Source organism: Cylindrospermum stagnale PCC 7417 (assembly GCF_000317535.1).
Classification (GTDB): Bacteria; Cyanobacteriota; Cyanobacteriia; order Cyanobacteriales; family Nostocaceae; genus Cylindrospermum; species Cylindrospermum stagnale.
Genome location: NC_019757.1, coordinates 6,701,941 through 6,719,662 on the forward strand (window position 1 = coordinate 6,701,941; position 17,722 = coordinate 6,719,662).

The window sequence follows — 17,722 nt, forward strand, 5'->3', positions numbered from 1 at the left end:
GAAATTTCCCTGACAGTAGATAAATCCAAATATCATAGAAACTTTACCAAGTTTTCATAACCTTGATGAGACCAGAGACTACCTTGAAGTATAAAATGTATTAGCTTTGAAAAAGCGGTATTTAAATAGATAGTTTTTGAGTCCACCTAAGTAAACGAATAAAATGACTATTAGAGTTCCTTTTGTAGACCTTAAGTTGCAACACGAACCGATACAAACGCAACTGCAACAGGCAATCCAATTGGTATTGGAACAGGGAGATTTTATTTTAGGGCAAGCACTGTCAAATTTTGAGGCAGCGTTTGCGGCAGCGTCTGGTACAAAATATGGAGTTGGGGTAGCATCAGGAACCGATGCGATCGCCCTTGGATTGCAAGCGTGTCATATTGGTGCTGGTGATGAGGTGCTTTTACCAGTAAATACCTTTGTCGCCACCTTAATTGGTGTACTGCATGCGGGGGCAAAGCCGGTTTTTGTAGATTGCGATCCGCAAACAGCTTTAATTGACTTAGAAGCGGCAGCAAAGGCAATTACGCCTCAAACCAAAGCGATTATCCCCGTGCATCTTTATGGTCAGATGGTATCGCCACGCGATTTGCTAGACTTTGCCGATACTTACAAACTACTAATTTTTGAAGATGCAGCCCAAGCACATCTAGCTCAAAGAGATGGATATATCGCTGGTTCAGTGGGGATAGCAGCAGCGTTTAGTTTTTATCCCAGCAAGAATTTAGGGGCATTTGGTGATGGGGGAATGGTAGTCACAGCAGATCCAGATGTAGCTCAGAAAATGCTGCGCTTGCGGAATTACGGTGCATCCCAAAAGTATGTTCATATTGAATCGGGTACTAATAGCCGCTTAGATACCTTACAAGCAGCGGTGTTGCACCAGAAACTACCATATCTGTCACAGTGGAATCGCGATCGCCTAATTATTGCCCAGCAGTATGATCTTCAACTAGCACCCTTCTTGTCTACTGGCATTATTCCTCTGCACAACCAAAGCAGCACAGGACATATTTATCATCTTTATGTCGTCAAAGTTGATGATTCCTGTGCCCTAGAACGCCAGCAAATTCAAGCACAACTAACAGCAGCAGGCATCCAAACTGGCATTCACTACCCGATTCCCTGTCATCTACAGCCAGCATTTACCAACTTAGGCTATCAGCAAGGTGACTTTCCCCAGGCAGAAAAGCTGGCAAAACAAATATTATCCTTACCCATGTACCCTGGTTTAACCAGTAGCCAAGTTAAAGAAGTTGTAGCGGCAATTGCCTCAACCTTCAGCAGCGAACACCAAAAGTTGTTGTGCATTTAATTTGTCGCCCAGTTTCTAGCTAGTAATCATCTGTTTTTTCACTGCTAACTGACATTCTTAAAATTTTTAATTGCTTAAAATTATGGCACTTTCACAACAGGTTAACAACACCAATAGGTTGCAATGGTTATTAAGCTTAGCTATTTTAGGTGTTTTGCTGCTGCTTTACGCGCCTATATTGCTGCACTGGTTCGATGGTTGGCTGCACAAAAATATTAGTACAGAACACGAATATTTCAGCCACGGAATAATTGGTCTACCATTTGCCACTTATCTGGGCTGGATCAACCGGAAACAGTGGCGACGGTTGCCAGATATGACCCACCCTTTAGGTGCTTTCTTGTTATTAGTCGGGGGAGTTTTTTATCTTAGTGGTGTCACAGAATGGGTTAACCTTTCCTTGCCCACTATACTGGCAGGATTATGTTTGTGGCTCAAGGGAATACCCGGCTTTCGATTGCAAGGTTTCTCCTTGCTGCTAATATTTCTAGCAACCCCAACGGCATTACCTTACCTGATAGCTCCCTACACCTTTCCTCTGCAAAGCTTTATCGCTGGTACAGCAGGTTTCATTCTGAATCAGTTTGGCATGGAAGTAACTATCGATGGCATAAATCTATATGTGGGTGGAAAAATTGTCGAAGTTGCCCCATATTGTGCTGGACTGAAAATGTTATTTACTACTTTCTACGTTTGTTTAATGCTGCTTTATTGGACAAGTGCTTTGTCTTCTCGCCGCATAACTATTTGGTTTTTATCTATTGCTTTTGTAATTAGCATTAGCGCCAATATAATTCGCAACACATTACTTACATACTTTCACGGTACATCTCAAAAAGCTGCTTTTATTTGGCTGCATGATGGTTGGGGCGGTGATCTTTACTCCGCTTGTATGCTGTTTTCATTAGTGCCTTTGCTGAATTGGATGAATAGCTATTTCTCTGTAGATTCAGAAACTTAGCCAGTAGGGGAAATTTAAACGCAATTGGGTATTGGGTAATTGGTATTAGCAGGAGACTTCTGCAATATTTTCCCAGTACCCAGTCCCCTACACTGTCATTTTATTTAGTAAAATATTTTATCTTGTAAGAAATGTTACTCATGATTGGCTTATCCAAATTTGTCAAGCAACAGCAATTGTCTCAGGTAGCGGCGCTTTTGTTATTACTACTACTATTGGCGATGGGAGGCATTCCTAGTTACCTAACAGGAGACTGGCAATGGAAGGAGCCACCACCTGTCACTAGCCTCAAGGAATTGAAACAGATCCGCAAGGTGGGATTAAGTCTTAGAGGTTGGCAAACTCTTGAACAAGCAGAACAACAAATTGGCGAAGGCCATTGGTCTTGGCAGTTAATCAAGAAAGAAAACTCGCCAATCCAAGCTGTACTGCTTTTGCACCCACAAAACGGCCCTAGAGATCAACCAGAAGTGGAATGGACAGACATTAGCGGTTGGGGTAGGTCTCATTGGGGTAAATGGAACGTTGCTCAATATCGCTCCGCTGAGTTTACTGTTAAACAGCCAGCCAAGTCAGATTCCAAAGCCGAAATCAATGTCAAAGCTAGGTTCTTTCGCGCTTCCACACAACAGGACACCTTCGCTGTGTTGCAATGGTACGCGATGCCAAATGGTGGTAATCCCTCACCTTTTCATTGGTTTTTGGCAGATCAATTGGCACAGTTGGGTAAGAAACGGATTCCTTGGGTGGGTGTGAGCATTCTGATCTTAATGGAGCCTTTGGGACAGGTGGAGAAATCTTGGTCTTTAGCTCAGTCTCTTGGTGAGACAGTGCAAGCTGCATTGATGGCGGGGCCGTTGTCAAATAATACATAGGCGGGTTTATGCAGAGATGGTGATCGCAAATAATCCCTCAGAGCTAGAAGTCAGTTAAAGGTCAAGTAGTAAGTAATAAGGTTAAAATATGGAGTTATAAGTTATAAACAGTAAAATTACCGCCTTAAACTGTGATTCTTGATTTTTTTTCTCGGTAACTCCTGGCAGAGGAACCAGCTATTTAGAGTATTTTCGGAGTAGAATACCGTTTTGGTGCAATCAATTCTGACCGAATCTTTCCTGCACCGATGTTTATATTTCCCAGTGCTCATATGCGTGCATTCAGCGCCCTGTGTTGTGTCAGTCTTCAAGTAGGTGTTTTCTTAACAACATCTTTTCCCTCTGTTGTGGCTCAACCTTCACCATCTCCAGGAAAATCAATTGAGCAACCCCCCTCGCCTCCGCCAAGTGCTGATGTTTTAAATCCGGATGAAAATGAGGAAATTTCATCCCAATTCAGCCGCTACTTCTTAGGAGCAGGAGATGTAATTAATGTTGCAGTTCAGCGACCTCCTGGTGCCTACCGCTTAGGAATTGGAGATACGATTAGTGTTTCGGTTCAGCGCTTTCCAGATTTAAGCTTTCAATCTCAAATTAATCCAGAAGGCAATCTTGTGGTGCCCCTACTGGGAACTTTGCCCTTACAAGGGTTCACCTTGCCAGAAGCCCAAGAAAAAATTCGCTTTGGCTTAAATCGTTATCTAATTAATCCAATAATAGTTTTATCACTGTCAGGGCAGCGTCCAGACTTGAGTTTTCAAACGGCAATTAGTCCAGAAGGTAACATTGTAGTGCCGCAAGTGGGAACAATATCTTTACAAGGTTTGAGCTTGGAAGAGTCCGAAGAAAAAATTCGCTTGGCTTTAAGTCGCATTATGCTAAATCCTATTGTGGTAGTATCACTGGCAGGAACGCGACCAGTTCAAGTTACCATTACTGGGGAAGTATTTCGTCCAGGAATTTATCCGGTTACTTCGTTAATACCCCGCATTGCGGATACTTTGCCGTTAGCCGGGGGTTCAACTTTAACAGCAGACCTGCGGCAAGTACAAGTACGTCGAAAGTTGATTGATGGTTCCATAATTTTACAAAATATTGACTTATATGCAGCTTTACAAAATGGCGGTTCACTGCCTAGTTTGCGCCTGCAAGATGGGGATGCAATAATTGTCCCCCGCCGTGAAGTTGGTACTGAAGAAGGTTATGACCGCAATTTGGTAGCGCGTTCAACTTTGGCTGTACCGCAGATTAAAGTCCGGGTTTTAAACTATGCTGCGGGAGGTATTGTCACTCAAGCGCTGCCTAATGGTAGTACATTTATAGATGCTTTGGGAGGAATCAATCTCAACACTGCTAGCCTCCGGGATATTACCCTAGTTCGTTTTGATCCTGAAAGAGGTAAAGCTGTTACCCAAAGACTTGATGCTAAAAGGGCCCTTGCTGGTGACGCGACTCAAAATGTGGCACTTCAAGATAATGATGTTATTGTTGTTGGTCGAAATCTCATCGGCAAAATCACTAATTTATTGAATACTGTTACCCAACCTTTCTTCAATGTTCAGTCTTTTCTCAATTTCTTTGAAACCTTCGGTGGTCAATCTAAGTAAAAAGGTAAAAGGCAGAAGGTAGAAGGTAGAAGGCAGAATAAATAGTTTTGGATTAATGACTAATGACTAATGACTAAGGACTAATGACTAATGACTAATAAAATGCTATGACCCCACCAATTGTTAAGCGCTATCTGATTGCTTTTGAAAAGTACAAGTGGATTGGATTAACCAGCTTCACTTTAGTTGTAGCGGGGTCAACGGTGGTGGCTATACAACCAGAACCACCTGTTAACTACGTAGCAAGCGCGGCACTTACTTATATTCGCCCACCAGTTTCTTTCTCTGCAACTGGTACTGCAATCCAACAGCAGGGGCAGGATCTGAACGATCAAATTTTGCTATCAGATGAGTTGATTAAAGCAGTGGCAGCAGAAGTTAAGGTTGAACCAAAGAAAATTGGTTCAAGTGTAGCTATTACTTTACCGAAAAAAACTAGGACTGGGGAATTAGAAACAACAATCATTGGTCTGAAATATCAAGATAGTGAGGAAAAGCGAGCCGAGGAGACATTGCTGGAACTGATGAAAGCAATGGTGAAATTGAGCGGTGAGATTAATACTGGGCGATTAAGAGCAATTATTGACAAAATTAACGATCGCTTACCGCAGGCGAAGCAGGAGTTGCAAGCGGCCGAGAAGAAGCTAGAACAATATGATCGCATAGAGCGAACAGCAATACTGGCATCAGAAAATGGCAGTTTGCTAAATGGAATTACTACTAGCCAAAATCTACAACGGCAAATTCAATTTACTATTTCTGGGATTGATGCCCAAATTCGCAGTTTAGAAAATAAGTTGGGGTTAACAGTTGGACAGGCTTATGTTTCTTCGGCTTTGAGTGCCGATCCAATTATTGCCAACTTGCGATCGCAAATTTATCAAGCTGAATCACAAATCGCCCTTCTCAGAAAAGATTTGCGTCCTGAACACCCGACAATGATTCAGTTACAGCGTCAGAAAGCAGCTGCTGAGGAACTGCTGCAACAACGTGCCAGTGAAGTTTTAGGCGGTGGTGGTACGGCTGCTCCCATTCGGGGTAATGTGACGGGTATTCGCACCCAAAGCAGTCTCGATCCTACAAGGCAGGGACTAGCAAACCAAATGGTGTCTTTGCAAACCCAACGCGAGACGCTACAACAACAGCTAACCCAGGAAATCAAACAAGCGGAACAATTAAGGAAAGAGTATTCTCTGATACCGAATAAGCAATTGGAGCGATCGCGCTTAGAACAAGTAGTTGGACTCAAAAAAGCCGTATATGACCAAATGCAGGCCAAGCTAACTGATGCTAAAACCGCAGAGGCTGAAACTGTAACTAGTCTCAGCATTGCCAGACCACCAATAGTCACCGCTGATGTTGTCAAACGAAAGAGTGTAGCTGTTACTTTGGCTGTCGGTGGGTTTTTGGGCGCTGTGATTGGTGGTGGAGTTATATTTTTGTTGGGGTCAATGGAAGGGATTCTCAACACCAAGGAAGATATCCGCGACAGGCTCAAGCAACGGGAAGTACTATTGCTGGGAGAATTGCCTTTAATGCCAGTTGATGATTTGCCAGCCGGAGCAATACCAGTCGTACTTTCGCCAGATTCTCCTTATTTAGAGTTTTATGAAAAGTTCCGTAGTAATTTGCGGCGCATTGGTGGCAAAAACTTGAAGGTACTGTTGATTACTAGCGTCAGCAGTCAAGAGGGTAAGACCGCGAGTGTTTATAATTTGGGCATAGCTTCTGCCCGTGCTGGCAAGAGAACCTTGATTATTGAAACAGATTTGCGATCGCCTTCTGGCGCATCATCCCTGAACGTTACTCCTGATCCTGACGCCACTATTGAACCCCTGCGCTATTATTCCAGTTTGAGCGAATGTATCCGCTTAGTTCCTGAAGTTGAAAATTTATACATTCTTCCCAGCCCTGGGCCTGTGCGTCAATCTGCGGCTATTCTCGAATCTAGCGAAATGCGACGGCTCATAGAAGATGCCCGTCAGCGTTACGATTTAGTAATTCTAGACACTAACCCCCTCAGTTATTCCAACGACCCCTTATTAATTCAACCCTACAGCGATGGCATAGTACTGGTGGCGCGACCAAACTATACACAAGAAAATATGCTAAATGAAGCAATTGATCAATTAGTGGAATCTGAATTAGGGCTGTTAGGAGCTATCATTAACGGTGCGGATATCATCGTTTCTCTACCGCAACCAGTCGAACCACCACTCGCATCTTCCAGGGAAATAGAACTGGAAATTGTCCCCCCTTCACCAAATCCAGAACCGGAAATTGTCGAAAAACCAGAAGAAGTTGCAGCAGGTGCTAGCAAAAAATAAGGAAACGGGATGATCAATTTTAGATTTTAGGCTTTTCCCCATTACCCTTAATCGCGGTTAAACAACCTAAAGAAGGGCGCGAAAATAATCCCAAAAACAAAGCCCCCGATATGTGCCCAGTAAGCAACTCCCCCTGATTCCACACTCATGTTAGCTGCGGCTTGGAGAGTGGCAAAACCGGATATGAGATTCTGGATAAAGAAAAGCCCAATGATTATCCATGCCGAAACCCTGATTGTGGTGATGAAAAATCCTAAAAAAACCAAAGTCACAACGCTAGCTTGGGGAAACCAAAGAATATAGGCACCCAAAACCCCAGCAATTGCACCACTAGCCCCCAGAGAAGGAATCGCAGAATTCATTCCAATAAACCACTGACACAAAGCGGCTGAAGCACCACAAATTAAATAAAAAATCAGATATTTGAAATGACCTAAGCGGTCTTCAATATTGTTGCCAAAGACCCAGAGGAACACCATATTTGATATCAGATGCCACCAACCGCCATGTAAAAATTGCGATGTAATTAGCGTTGTCCACTCCCCAGCAAAGTTAGTGCTTAACTCTTGAGGTATTACCGCATACATCTGGAAAAACTGCTCTAATGGCTTATCTGACAACCTCACTTCGTGAAGAAAAACTAAAATATTCATCCCAATCAAACCGTAAGTAAAATACGGTGTGCTTCGCGTCGGATTTTCGTCGTAAAGGGGAAACACAGGTGTTTTTCCTAATAATCATTAATTGTAATATAACTCAATCCCCTATTTAGGTAGGTTGGGTTGAGGCACGTATCCCTCATACCATTTCACAAGACAGCTTGTTACATATAATTTATCTTAGCCCCCCTTGTTCAGGGGGTTTGGGGGTCTCATGTGTTTCAACCTGATGGGGAATTGGTATTACGGGAGCGGTCGGCATAAACCAACATTCATTATCAATAAATTTGTTGGGTTCTCACACAATAATCCCAACCTACAATTTTCTACTGTTAAATCATCAAAGCAAATGTAGAGACATTCCATACAACGTCTCTACACTGAGAATATTCAGTTAAGCTAAAACACATCTAATTTGCATATTTCAATTACATAAGTCTCTTGTGGGGTGAGCCGGACAGCCCGCCATAATTATACAAATTAAACGCTCAACAGCTTAGACTCAAGTTGCTGCCTCAACCAATTACGAAAGCTAGCATGATAAAGACAACAACGAATTTCTCCTGCTATTGATTCTAAATGTAAAAATTCTCGCCATCTGTCTAAAATTACATTAATTTCATATTCATCTTCATCTAATATTTCCGCTATCATTTCTACCGATATTAGTTTCTCTTGTTGGACTAAAATATTTAACACCTGCAAAGCCATTGATTGCTGTTTGCTAGTCGCTAAATTCATCTTTTGCCAATGATTTTGGTAATAGAGTTGTAAATTTGATGGCAGATTGTCAAGTAAATTTTTGTAAAGTAAGGAAAGTTAGCGGCGATATTTTTACTACCTTGATTTTGAGCAATTTCTATTAATTGAGTGCAAATCGTCGTCATAAATTCCTCATACTCCCCCCTTTTTAAGGGGGGCTGGGGGGGATCATCAATCTGTGAAACCTGTCGAGTTTTACCCACAATTTCGACATTGTAATAAACAACTCCGGAGGTTTGGAGAGAAGTCTTTCAGTAAACTTTATGATTTTTCAAACATTCTCAGATGACGAAATGCGATCGCCTACGGTGGGGCGTAGCCCATCGCTAATTTGGCATCACCGCACAGATACAAAAACTCCTGGTAATGACTCCAGCAGCAAGTTACAGCAGTTTTCATTTATTCAGAGACGTTGCATGCAACGTCTCTACCTTCTATCGTTCATTTACCTGAAAATGTCTGTAAATTGGAATTATTTGTAAAAAGATTCTTCTTGGGATTTATCGCTAAACAAACCCAACAGGGGTCCGAGAATTGCCCCAAAGATGAAACCCCCTGCATGGGCCCAGTAAGCAATACCGCCGCTTTCCATGCCAATGTTAGTACGTGCTTCTAAACCGGCGACTCCATAGAAAGCTTGCTGAAGAAACCAAAATCCTAAAAAGAAATATGCAGGTACGCGGAAAGTAGGAAAGAAAATACCCAAAGGCACAACGCCGAGAATTTCCGCTTGGGGAAAGCGGAGAATGTATGCACCCATCACACCTGCGATCGCACCACTCGCCCCCAAAGAAGGAATATTAGAACCTTGGGCAAAGTACCACTGGGTTAAAGATGCTAAAATACCGCAAGACAGATAAAAAAGCAAATATTTGAAATGTCCTAATTTGTCCTCAACATTATTACCAAAAATCCAGAGAAACAACATATTGCCAGCTAGGTGCAATAACCCACCATGCAGAAATTGAGAAGTAATTAAAGTTGCCCATTCCGGGACTGGTTGATTTACCGAAATACCAGCAAAGCTTAAGGTGAGTTCTCGCGGAACTACAGCCGCCAGGTGCAGAAAACCATTTAATGCTTGGGGGGGAAGACTGGCTTCATAAATAAAAGCGAGAATATTCGCTGCAATCAGCACCAAGGTAACATAAGGCGTAGTTTTTGTAGGATTGTCGTCACTAATGGGAACCACTGGCTTTTTTCCTAGTTTTTGAGAACTTAGCCTCAAAATACCGAACTTTACCAGTAATTTCTTCTACCCTGTGGATGGATATTGCTGGGAAATTTGCTAGTACAGCCTAAATCTTGTAACTCTGCCAACGTACTTTCTGCCTAGGATACCCGATTGTGGTAGTTAATAGCAACCTTCGCAAAAGCTTTGTATTTTAAATTTAGAAGCAGCTAGTCTCACATAAGCAAAAGTAATTGGCTCATGCTTGCAGTGGTTATTGAAAAATTACAAAACGCTAAAAGTTAGCTTTTTTATGCCTTTATATCATTCATTTCCTTAAATACGACAATTCAGTTACTTTGCTTAATATGAGTAGTATAGTAATCACTATGGATAATGTCTAACAGGTAACGCCCATAGCTACTTTTATCTAGTAGTTTGGCAAGTTGATCAAGTTGTTCGGCATCGATATATCCTTGACGATAGGCAATTTCTTCAACGCAAGCTATTTTAAAACCCTGCCGTTGTTCTAAGGTTTGAATAAAACAAGAAGCTTGGTGCAGGTAATCGTGAGTACCTGTATCTAACCAAGCGTAGCCTCGACCCAAAATCTCAGATTTGAGTTGCCCTCGTTGGAGATAAACCAGATTTACATCAGTAATTTCTAACTCATTGCGAATAGAAGGTTTAAGCTGGGCAGCAATTTCACAAACCTGAGAATCGTAGAAATAGATACCAGTCACAGCATACATAGACTTGGGAATATCAGGCTTTTCTTCTAAACACACTACCTGCCCAGTTGCATCAAATTCAATCACTCCATAATGCTGAGGTTCAGCTACTCTATAACCGAAGATTAATGCACCCTCACGCAACTTAGCTGCACGAGTTACTACCTCAATTAAACTATTCCCATAGAAAATGTTATCACCTAAAATTAGGCATACTGGGTTGTGATCAATAAATTCTTTAGCCAAAATGAATACCTGTGCAATACCTTCAGGTTTTGGTTGTTCCACATAGCTAAATTTAAGACCCCATTGGCTACCATCTTGCAAAAGTTGCTGAAATAGTGGTAAGTGTGCGGGTGTGGAGATGATCAGAATATCACGAATTCCAGCTAACATCAGAGTGGACAGGGGATAGTAAATCATGGGCTTATCATAGACAGGCATCAAATGTTTACTAATTACCTGTGTTAGCGGGTACAATCGTGTACCAGAACCACCAGCTAAAATAATGCCCTTCATAGTTAATTCCTCAAATGGTTTAGGGTTCCGCTCTTGGTGATAGCACTATTATTCTGTCTTGATAATTTTGCTGAATCCAAGTTTGGTAAGCGCCTGATTGAACTTGCTCTACCCAAGTTTGATTGCTCAGATACCATTGAATTGTCTTTAATAAACCACTATTAAAGTCCTCCTTTGGCTGCCAGCCTAATTCAGAGCAGATTTTGCTACAATCTATTGCATAGCGTCGGTCGTGACCAGGACGGTCTTTGACAAAAGTAATCAGAGAAGAGTGGCTGAAGTTGGGTTTAGATAATAACTCATCGAGGAGCGCACAAATTTTCTCAACAACTGTGATGTTTGTCTGTTCTTTATTACCACCAATATTATAGGTTTCTCCAATTCGACCGTGTTCCAAAACCTGATAGAGGGCTTCGCAGTGATCTAGGACATATAACCAGTCTCGAATATTCTGTCCATCACCATAAACTGGTAAAGGTTTGCCATGCAAAGCGTTGAGAATTATCAAAGGAATCAGTTTTTCGGGAAACTGGCGTGGTCCGTAGTTATTTGAACAGTTAGTGATTAAAGTGGGAAGATTATAAGTTTGAAAGTAAGCTCTTACAAGATGATCAGACCCTGCTTTTGACGCAGAATAAGGACTGTTGGGAGCATAAGCAGTATCTTCCCGAAAAGCTGGATCTGTCGGACTTAAGGAGCCATATACTTCATCAGTAGATATATGTAAAAAACGAAATTGTTCTCGTTTTTGTGGGGATAATTTTTCCCAATAGATTTTACTTGCTTCTAAAAGTTGGAATGTTCCTACTATATTAGTCTGAATAAAATCCTGGGGACTGAGGATTGAGCGATCAACATGGCTCTCAGCAGCAAAGTTAATAACTGCATTTGGTTGATCCTGCTCTAGCAGACTGCACAATAACTCAAGATCACCGATGTCTCCACGGACAAAATGATATGCTGAATCATCCTGCAATTCTGCTAAATTTTGCGGATTGCTGGCGTATGTTAGCTTATCTAAATTGATAATATTAGCCCACTGTTCTTTTCTAGCCTTCAAAATGAAGTTAGAGCCGATAAAACCAAGTCCACCAGTTACTAAAATTGTTTGCATTTCGGTTCATCTGATTTTTGATTAGTAACTCTCTGAAAATAAGGAGCAGTAAACCTACCTGCTGTCTGCTTTTAACAGGGTAGCTAGTTGGCGAAACTAATCAGTAAAAAATAGAGATAGCTGCCGCGTAGAATTAATGACATCTTTATACCTATACTACTTTTTCTGTTTTCTAATTAGAAAGAAAATTAAAAAAATCTTTTTTGCCTAGTAAGTGACCCTTAAATAACTAGTGCTCTTTATTTTCTGAAGCGAGACTAACCTGGTCTAAATGATGAAAGTCATAGGAGGAAATTAGCTATCTCACTATACCAATATCATCTTCAAATGAGGCTAAATTGGCAAAAACCTATTTATTAAATAAACATAAGGGAGACTAAAAAAATGGCTAATTACAACAATGAGGGGAACGTTAAGACAGATAAAATTATACTGTAATAGGGTTGAAGAGAAAGTTAAGTAGTTAATTAAAAAATACTTAAGATAAAATTAGGCAGTGATAGTAGCATAAGATAGATAATATTTAATAGCTGTTGGGAGCTAGGTAAGGGACTTCCAATTTAAAAAATATCCAATCGGTAGGGACACAGCAATGCTGTGTCCCTACAAATCTATGTTTACTGGATAATTTATTTTTTGGTATTCCCTAACTTGATGAGTCAGACTATCAAAGTAGATTTAAAAAATGTTACAATATAGCGGTATAGGCTACTGGTTTCTAGCTTGAATTTCCCGAACTATAAATAGGATTACAACATTGATACCAGTCAAAGAGTTTACCTATTTATCAAGGATTAACTCCTACCGAACTTGAACAAGTTTGCCAGAGTATTAAGTTGTTTTTTAACTAAATTGTCCTATAAAGTAGAGACGTTGCAGGCAACGTCTCTAAATAAATGAACCCTGCTGTTTAAGCTCAATAAACTCATGTTTTTTACCAACTCCCTAGAAAATCAACTCCAACGCTGGAACGATACCATCCATAATCACCCGCAAAATTCTAATGCTTACATTCGTCGAGGGATGGTTAATTTTCAACTTGCCAAAATTGCAGAATCGATTCAAGATTTTGACACCGCAGAACAATTAGATTCTCGTCTTAAACCCTACCTTTGGCAACGTGGTCTATCTTATTATTACGCCGAAAGATTTGCCGAAGGTGCTCAACAATTTGAAATAGATTTAACAGTAAATGCTCAAGATGTAGAAGAAACAGTCTGGCAATATCTTTGCATAGCTCGCGATGAGGGTGTACTACAAGCGCGGAATTCCCTATTAAATGTAAAAAATGACCCCCGGCGAATTATGCGGTCTATATATGATTTCTATGCAGGGAATTGCACACATGATGATGTTTTAAATATTGGGAAATTAGAAGGTTTAAAAGGTAAGTTTTACAGTCATCTTTACTTAGGATTATATTACGAAGTCGAGAATAATCTTGATTTGGCTCAGGAATATATAGTTAAAGCTGCTGATAATTACAAAATTGATGATTATATGTGGTACTTAGCGCAGGTGCATAAAAATCTGCGGGGATGGGAAAATATTAGTTTGCTCGCGTAGCTTGTTCTTCAGACACAGGATAGTCGTACAGAATTTAGTATAAATTCTGGGATCTGTCCCATGTATTATTTTGTGAACGACTTTTTAGGACAATTGGAAGTTGTAATTATTTCCATAATCACTGTCATAACAACGAATATCATTTTGCTCAGAAGTGTCATATGGATCATATCCATAATTTTCAAACCAGATATTCAGCTTTTGAGCATTTGACGGAATATCAATTTCTAGAGGTGTGAGGAAATTATCTTGTTTTTTTCTGAGTGATTTATATTGAACTTGTCCATTATCTTCAAATTGAAAACCAGCCAGAATTTGCCAACTTGGTATACCTCTATAATTTGTTCGTCGGCAAGTTAATCGGCTTTCGTCATAAATGATTTTTAATTGACCGCTTGGAGCTAATTGACCTGTGACGTTTTCTTGCCAATCTTTAGTAAAATCAATCTCCGCAGAACTAACTGCGTAACTAGGACTAACAAACACAAAAGACAAGCTGAATACAACTAAGAAAAGCGCCAGAGATTTTTTAAGGAACTGAAAAATTTTCATGATTTGATTTTCTCTAATTTGATGTACTTGCCTGACGAAGGTTTTTGCCTCAATCAACTAAACCGACAAATACAACAATATATTCTCAGTATGATAGCGAGAATTCAAGGAAAGTTAAGAAAGTTAAACAGGACTGTTAAGGAAGAATTCAGAATCAATACTTAAAGCACTGGAGACTGGACACAAAATATTTATCGAGCAATCGCAATGCGTGCATTTTTCCATTAAGCTGAACTTCCCCAGTTGCAAATGTACTACACAGACTTGTAAGCTCTGAGTTGCAGAATGCGATTGCCTCATAAAGGGTGGTAGATGATTTCTATGCAGGGAATTGCCCACCAAATGATGTTTTAAATGTTGGTCAATTAGAAGAGTTAAAAGAGCAGTTAAAGGGAAGAGTAGCCAGTACAAGAAATTACCAGGGTCAATGGTTAAATGCTGAGGACTGGGTAAAGGCCGAACAGATTATACCTAAACATTCAGGCAGGTACATAATTGATTTCAAACGTCCTATTGGCAGAGTGTATCATTTAGATGGAACTATAACTGAAAATGTAACTCGTGCATTTGTTCAAAGAAATAATGATGGAACTCTCAACTCTTCATATCCTGTTCTAAATAGGTTCATACTGTAAAAATTCCCAAGGAGAGATATAAGTGAATCAAACTCAAAACTTTTCTCTTCAATTCTTAGAACCTTGTTTTAAGAACTGGTTTCTCCCTCCTGAAGATCCATTAGGAGAGCTTTCTCATTTAGAAATGGGACTAAAGCGTTTATGCTTTGAAAATAACTATAAAATCTTATTAGAAATTGGATGCGAAGAACAAGAATTATTTCTAGATCCGGATATAATTCTAGTTTTGGATGAATTACCCGAAAAAGTATCTCTATTATTGTCAGGTAAAAATATTGAGTTAGAATTTCCTGAAAGCTCTATGGTAATTTATTTACAACCTATAGATTTTTGGCAAATAAAATGTATTTGGAAAAAGTATGGATACTCACTTGAACAAAAGACTTTTTTGCTAGATAATCAGCAAGTATTAAATAAGTTACTAGATTTCTTAGCTAGGTTAATTAATATGGCTGTTAATAAAGGTTATATTTCCTTTGAAGAAGGATCTGAATTTATCATACCAATTTCTCGATCCTATTCAGTTAAGACTCCTCCATCCCGGCACATACAGCGACCTCCTTTAAAAGAGGGTTGGGGAAATTAAGCTACCTTTTTAAGGGTAGCCAGTATTGTTTTGTTGGTTTCCCCATAAGTGACTGGCGTGGCTTGGGGGAATCTTCGATGGTTTTTCATCACTAACCTAAAAGTTATTGGTGAGCATAAGATTCAGGTTAACGTCCCAACATTTTATCTCGCAGATGCTTGATGCGATCGCGCAATTTGGCCGCTTCTTCAAATTCTAGCTTCTTCGCCGCCTCTTTCATCTGCGCTTCTAACTGGGTAACCAACGCCGGAATCTGTTCTAACGGTAATTCATCTATATGTTCATCGACGATTTTCAAATCACTTGCATTCAACCGCCGAGATACATCCAAGAAAGACAAAATCGCATTACTTGATTTTTTGATAATCGGTTGCGGTGTAATTCCGTGCATCCGGTTGTGCGCCATTTGAATTCCTCGCCGTCTGTCGGTTTCATCAATGGCTTTAATCATGCTACCTGTTAAATTGTCAGCATACATGATGGCTTTCCCTCGAATGTGACGCGCCGCACGTCCAATAGTTTGAATTAAAGAACGTTCTGCACGCAAGAAACCCTCTTTATCTGCATCCATAATCGCCACAAGGGAAACTTCTGGTAAATCCAAACCTTCCCGTAGCAAATTCACCCCAACCAAGACATCAAAAGTACCTTCGCGCAAATTCTGCAAAATCTCAATGCGCTCAATTGAATTAATTTCCGAATGCAAATATCTGACCCGAATTCCCTTATCTTGCAGATATTCGGTCAAATCTTCCGCCATCCGCTTGGTTAATGTGGTAATCAGCGTTCGTTCATGGAGGTCAACTCTATCTTTAATTTCTCCTAACAAATCATCAATTTGTCCTTCTGTCGGCCGGACATTAATTTCTGGGTCAATTACTCCAGTCGGTCGAATTACTTGCTCAACAATATGATCTTCAGAAATTTCTAATTCCCAATTTCCGGGGGTAGCAGAAACAAAAATACACTGGTTGACTTTTTGCCAAAATTCCTCGGCTTTTAAAGGACGGTTATCAGCAGCGCTGGGAAGGCGAAAACCATGATCTATTAAAACTTTTTTCCTGGCTTGGTCGCCGTTGTACATGCCGCGAATTTGCGGCACGGTGACATGAGATTCATCAATTACTAATAGCCAATCTTTAGGAAAATAATCAATTAAACATTCTGGTGATTCTCCGGCTTGCCTTCCTGCTAGGTGACGAGAATAGTTTTCTACGCCGTTGCAGTAACCGACTTCGCGCAACATTTCTAAATCGTAGCGTGTCCGCTGATCTATGCGTTGCGCTTCTAATAATTTGCCATCGGCTTCTAATGCTAATTTTTGCTGTTTTAATTCGGCGGCGATGTCCTGACAAGCGACTTCTAACCGGTCTTCTGGGGTGACAAAGTGACGCGCAGGGTAGATATTCACTGCTTCCAAACTTTTGATAATTTCACCTGTCACCGGGTCAATATAACGAATTGCGTCAATTTCATCGCCAAAAAACTCAACGCGAATAATTCGGTCTTCGTAAGCGGGGCCAATTTCTAAGACATCACCCCGGACGCGAAACTTTCCCCGTCCCATTTCTATATCGTTGCGGCTATATTGCACTGATGCCAAATCCCGCAAAATTTGACGTTGATTAACTTCCATGCCGATTTGCAGGGGAATGGCTGCTTTTAGGTATTCGGCGGGAATTCCCAAACCGTAAATGCAGCTAATGGAAGCAACGACGATGACATCACGGCGTTCAAATAGCGATCGCGTCGCTGAGTGCCGCAACATATCTATTTCATCATTAATCGCTGCCGTTTTCTCAATATACGTGTCGGTGACGGGAATATAAGCTTCTGGCTGATAGTAATCGTAGTAGCTGACAAAATACTCAACGGCGTTTTTCGGGAAGAACTCCCGCAACTCATTACAAAGCTGTGCCGCCAAGGTTTTGTTATGGGCCAGCACCAAGGTAGGTTTTCCCACTTTCTCAATCACTGCTGCTACTGAGAATGTCTTACCAGTTCCTGTAGCTCCCAGTAACGTTTGGTAACGATTACCTGCTTCGATGCTAGTAACGAGTTGTGCGATCGCATTTGGTTGATCGCCAGTCGGAGCAAAGGGAGCTTGAAGACCAAATTCTGCCATACCGTTTTGCCGAGAATACCCTATCTCATAGTAACGATTCCACCAGGCAACCTTTGCACCGAGTTAGACAAACTCATAAATAGTAATAATTTTTTACAAAAAGTAATTATTCATTTTTACTTATATGTCAGTATTGAAAATACTTATAGCTTTAAGTGATTTTTTCAGGTTAGGCTCTCATAAATATAGGAAAAAAATTTATCTTTACTTA

The 17,722-nt window shown here is 40.6% G+C and carries 17 protein-coding genes; 9 read left to right on the forward strand and 8 right to left on the reverse strand.

From position 1 onward, the window contains the following. Nucleotides 1-163: 163 nt before the first annotated feature. The 5 genes from CYLST_RS28430 to CYLST_RS28450 all read left to right on the forward strand — a co-directional run bounded on the left by CYLST_RS28430 (nt 164) and on the right by CYLST_RS28450 (nt 7,091). Nucleotides 164-1,321 (forward strand): DegT/DnrJ/EryC1/StrS family aminotransferase, encoded by a 1,158-nt coding sequence (locus CYLST_RS28430; RefSeq protein ID WP_015211193.1) that lies wholly within the window; start codon nt 164-166, stop codon nt 1,319-1,321. An 82-nt stretch (nt 1,322-1,403) separates the two neighbouring features. Continuing rightward, nucleotides 1,404-2,282: a cyanoexosortase B gene (gene crtB, locus CYLST_RS28435; protein WP_015211194.1), complete on the forward strand. Its 879-nt coding sequence runs from the start codon at nt 1,404-1,406 to the stop codon at nt 2,280-2,282. A gap of 140 nt (nt 2,283-2,422) precedes the next feature. Further along, nucleotides 2,423-3,157 carry a cyanoexosortase B system-associated protein gene (locus CYLST_RS28440; protein WP_041233321.1) on the forward strand — a complete coding sequence of 245 codons (735 nt, stop codon included), beginning with the start codon at nt 2,423-2,425 and terminating at the stop codon, nt 3,155-3,157. 248 nt (nt 3,158-3,405) lie between these two features. Next, on the forward strand, nt 3,406-4,764 hold the full coding sequence (locus tag CYLST_RS28445) for a polysaccharide biosynthesis/export family protein (protein WP_015211196.1): 1,359 nt from the start codon (nt 3,406-3,408) through the stop codon (nt 4,762-4,764). Between the two features lie 107 nt (nt 4,765-4,871). Continuing rightward, the gene (locus tag CYLST_RS28450; protein WP_015211197.1) at nt 4,872-7,091 is read left to right on the forward strand and encodes a GumC family protein; all 2,220 of its coding nucleotides are present in this window, start codon (nt 4,872-4,874) and stop codon (nt 7,089-7,091) included. 47 nt (nt 7,092-7,138) lie between these two features. Here the strand turns inward: CYLST_RS28450 and CYLST_RS28455 are convergent, their stop codons facing one another. From CYLST_RS28455 to CYLST_RS35610, 3 genes are all read right to left on the reverse strand, one after another. Further along, complete coding sequence (locus CYLST_RS28455; RefSeq protein ID WP_015211198.1) at nt 7,139-7,810, reverse strand: rhomboid family intramembrane serine protease; 672 nt, start codon at nt 7,808-7,810, stop codon at nt 7,139-7,141. A 420-nt stretch (nt 7,811-8,230) separates the two neighbouring features. After that, nucleotides 8,231-8,491, reverse strand: a complete 261-nt coding sequence (locus CYLST_RS35605; protein ID WP_041233322.1) for a hypothetical protein — start codon at nt 8,489-8,491, stop codon at nt 8,231-8,233. Then, entirely contained in the window at nt 8,488-8,637 is a 150-nt protein-coding gene (locus CYLST_RS35610) for a hypothetical protein (protein WP_216595227.1), read from the reverse strand. The genes CYLST_RS35605 and CYLST_RS35610 overlap by 4 nt, the downstream gene beginning before the upstream one ends. A gap of 138 nt (nt 8,638-8,775) precedes the next feature. Here CYLST_RS35610 and CYLST_RS34920 point away from each other — a divergent pair, with 138 nt between their 5' ends. Beyond that, nucleotides 8,776-8,994, forward strand: coding sequence for a hypothetical protein (locus CYLST_RS34920; protein WP_157162650.1), 219 nt, complete (start codon nt 8,776-8,778; stop codon nt 8,992-8,994). On the opposite strand, the gene CYLST_RS28470 is transcribed toward CYLST_RS34920, so the two are convergent. The 3 genes from CYLST_RS28470 to rfbB all read right to left on the reverse strand — a co-directional run bounded on the left by CYLST_RS28470 (nt 8,985) and on the right by rfbB (nt 12,047). After that, complete coding sequence (locus tag CYLST_RS28470; protein WP_015211199.1) at nt 8,985-9,704, reverse strand: rhomboid family intramembrane serine protease; 720 nt, start codon at nt 9,702-9,704, stop codon at nt 8,985-8,987. The genes CYLST_RS34920 and CYLST_RS28470 overlap by 10 nt on opposite strands. A gap of 329 nt (nt 9,705-10,033) precedes the next feature. After that, nucleotides 10,034-10,933: a glucose-1-phosphate thymidylyltransferase RfbA gene (gene rfbA / locus CYLST_RS28475; protein WP_015211200.1), complete on the reverse strand. Its 900-nt coding sequence runs from the start codon at nt 10,931-10,933 to the stop codon at nt 10,034-10,036. 19 nt (nt 10,934-10,952) lie between these two features. Beyond that, complete coding sequence (gene rfbB, locus CYLST_RS28480; protein ID WP_015211201.1) at nt 10,953-12,047, reverse strand: dTDP-glucose 4,6-dehydratase; 1,095 nt, start codon at nt 12,045-12,047, stop codon at nt 10,953-10,955. Nucleotides 12,048-12,974: 927 nt separating this feature from the next. Between rfbB and CYLST_RS28485 the strand changes: the two genes are divergently transcribed. Beyond that, entirely contained in the window at nt 12,975-13,613 is a 639-nt protein-coding gene (locus CYLST_RS28485) for a tetratricopeptide repeat protein (protein ID WP_015211202.1), read from the forward strand. A gap of 84 nt (nt 13,614-13,697) precedes the next feature. On the opposite strand, the gene CYLST_RS28490 is transcribed toward CYLST_RS28485, so the two are convergent. Beyond that, entirely contained in the window at nt 13,698-14,165 is a 468-nt protein-coding gene (locus CYLST_RS28490; protein ID WP_015211203.1) for a DUF6209 family protein, read from the reverse strand. A 305-nt stretch (nt 14,166-14,470) separates the two neighbouring features. Between CYLST_RS28490 and CYLST_RS28495 the strand changes: the two genes are divergently transcribed. Next, nucleotides 14,471-14,800 carry a hypothetical protein gene (locus CYLST_RS28495; RefSeq protein ID WP_015211204.1) on the forward strand — a complete coding sequence of 110 codons (330 nt, stop codon included), beginning with the start codon at nt 14,471-14,473 and terminating at the stop codon, nt 14,798-14,800. A 22-nt stretch (nt 14,801-14,822) separates the two neighbouring features. Next, nucleotides 14,823-15,386: a hypothetical protein gene (locus CYLST_RS28500; RefSeq protein WP_015211205.1), complete on the forward strand. Its 564-nt coding sequence runs from the start codon at nt 14,823-14,825 to the stop codon at nt 15,384-15,386. Between the two features lie 127 nt (nt 15,387-15,513). Here CYLST_RS28500 and uvrB read toward each other — a convergent pair whose 3' ends face one another. After that, nucleotides 15,514-17,511: an excinuclease ABC subunit UvrB gene (uvrB, locus tag CYLST_RS28505; protein ID WP_015211206.1), complete on the reverse strand. Its 1,998-nt coding sequence runs from the start codon at nt 17,509-17,511 to the stop codon at nt 15,514-15,516. Nucleotides 17,512-17,722 lie beyond the last annotated feature (211 nt).

Excerpts from the sequence above, each read along its gene's own strand:
- CYLST_RS35605 (WP_041233322.1), bottom strand. The coding sequence starts at position 8,491 with ATGAATTTAGCGACTAGCAAACAGCAATCAATGGCTTTGCAGGTGTTA.
- CYLST_RS28490 (WP_015211203.1), bottom strand. The coding sequence starts at position 14,165 with ATGAAAATTTTTCAGTTCCTTAAAAAATCTCTGGCGCTTTTCTTAGTT.
- CYLST_RS28450 (WP_015211197.1), top strand. The coding sequence starts at position 4,872 with ATGACCCCACCAATTGTTAAGCGCTATCTGATTGCTTTTGAAAAGTAC.
- CYLST_RS35610 (WP_216595227.1), bottom strand. The coding sequence starts at position 8,637 with ATGACGACGATTTGCACTCAATTAATAGAAATTGCTCAAAATCAAGGT.
- rfbB (WP_015211201.1), bottom strand. The coding sequence starts at position 12,047 with ATGCAAACAATTTTAGTAACTGGTGGACTTGGTTTTATCGGCTCTAAC.
- CYLST_RS28440 (WP_041233321.1), top strand. The coding sequence starts at position 2,423 with ATGATTGGCTTATCCAAATTTGTCAAGCAACAGCAATTGTCTCAGGTA.
- CYLST_RS28430 (WP_015211193.1), top strand. The coding sequence starts at position 164 with ATGACTATTAGAGTTCCTTTTGTAGACCTTAAGTTGCAACACGAACCG.
- crtB (WP_015211194.1), top strand. The coding sequence starts at position 1,404 with ATGGCACTTTCACAACAGGTTAACAACACCAATAGGTTGCAATGGTTA.
- CYLST_RS28445 (WP_015211196.1), top strand. The coding sequence starts at position 3,406 with ATGTTTATATTTCCCAGTGCTCATATGCGTGCATTCAGCGCCCTGTGT.
- CYLST_RS28485 (WP_015211202.1), top strand. The coding sequence starts at position 12,975 with ATGTTTTTTACCAACTCCCTAGAAAATCAACTCCAACGCTGGAACGAT.
- rfbA (WP_015211200.1), bottom strand. The coding sequence starts at position 10,933 with ATGAAGGGCATTATTTTAGCTGGTGGTTCTGGTACACGATTGTACCCG.
- CYLST_RS34920 (WP_157162650.1), top strand. The coding sequence starts at position 8,776 with ATGATTTTTCAAACATTCTCAGATGACGAAATGCGATCGCCTACGGTG.
- uvrB (WP_015211206.1), bottom strand. The coding sequence starts at position 17,511 with ATGGCAGAATTTGGTCTTCAAGCTCCCTTTGCTCCGACTGGCGATCAA.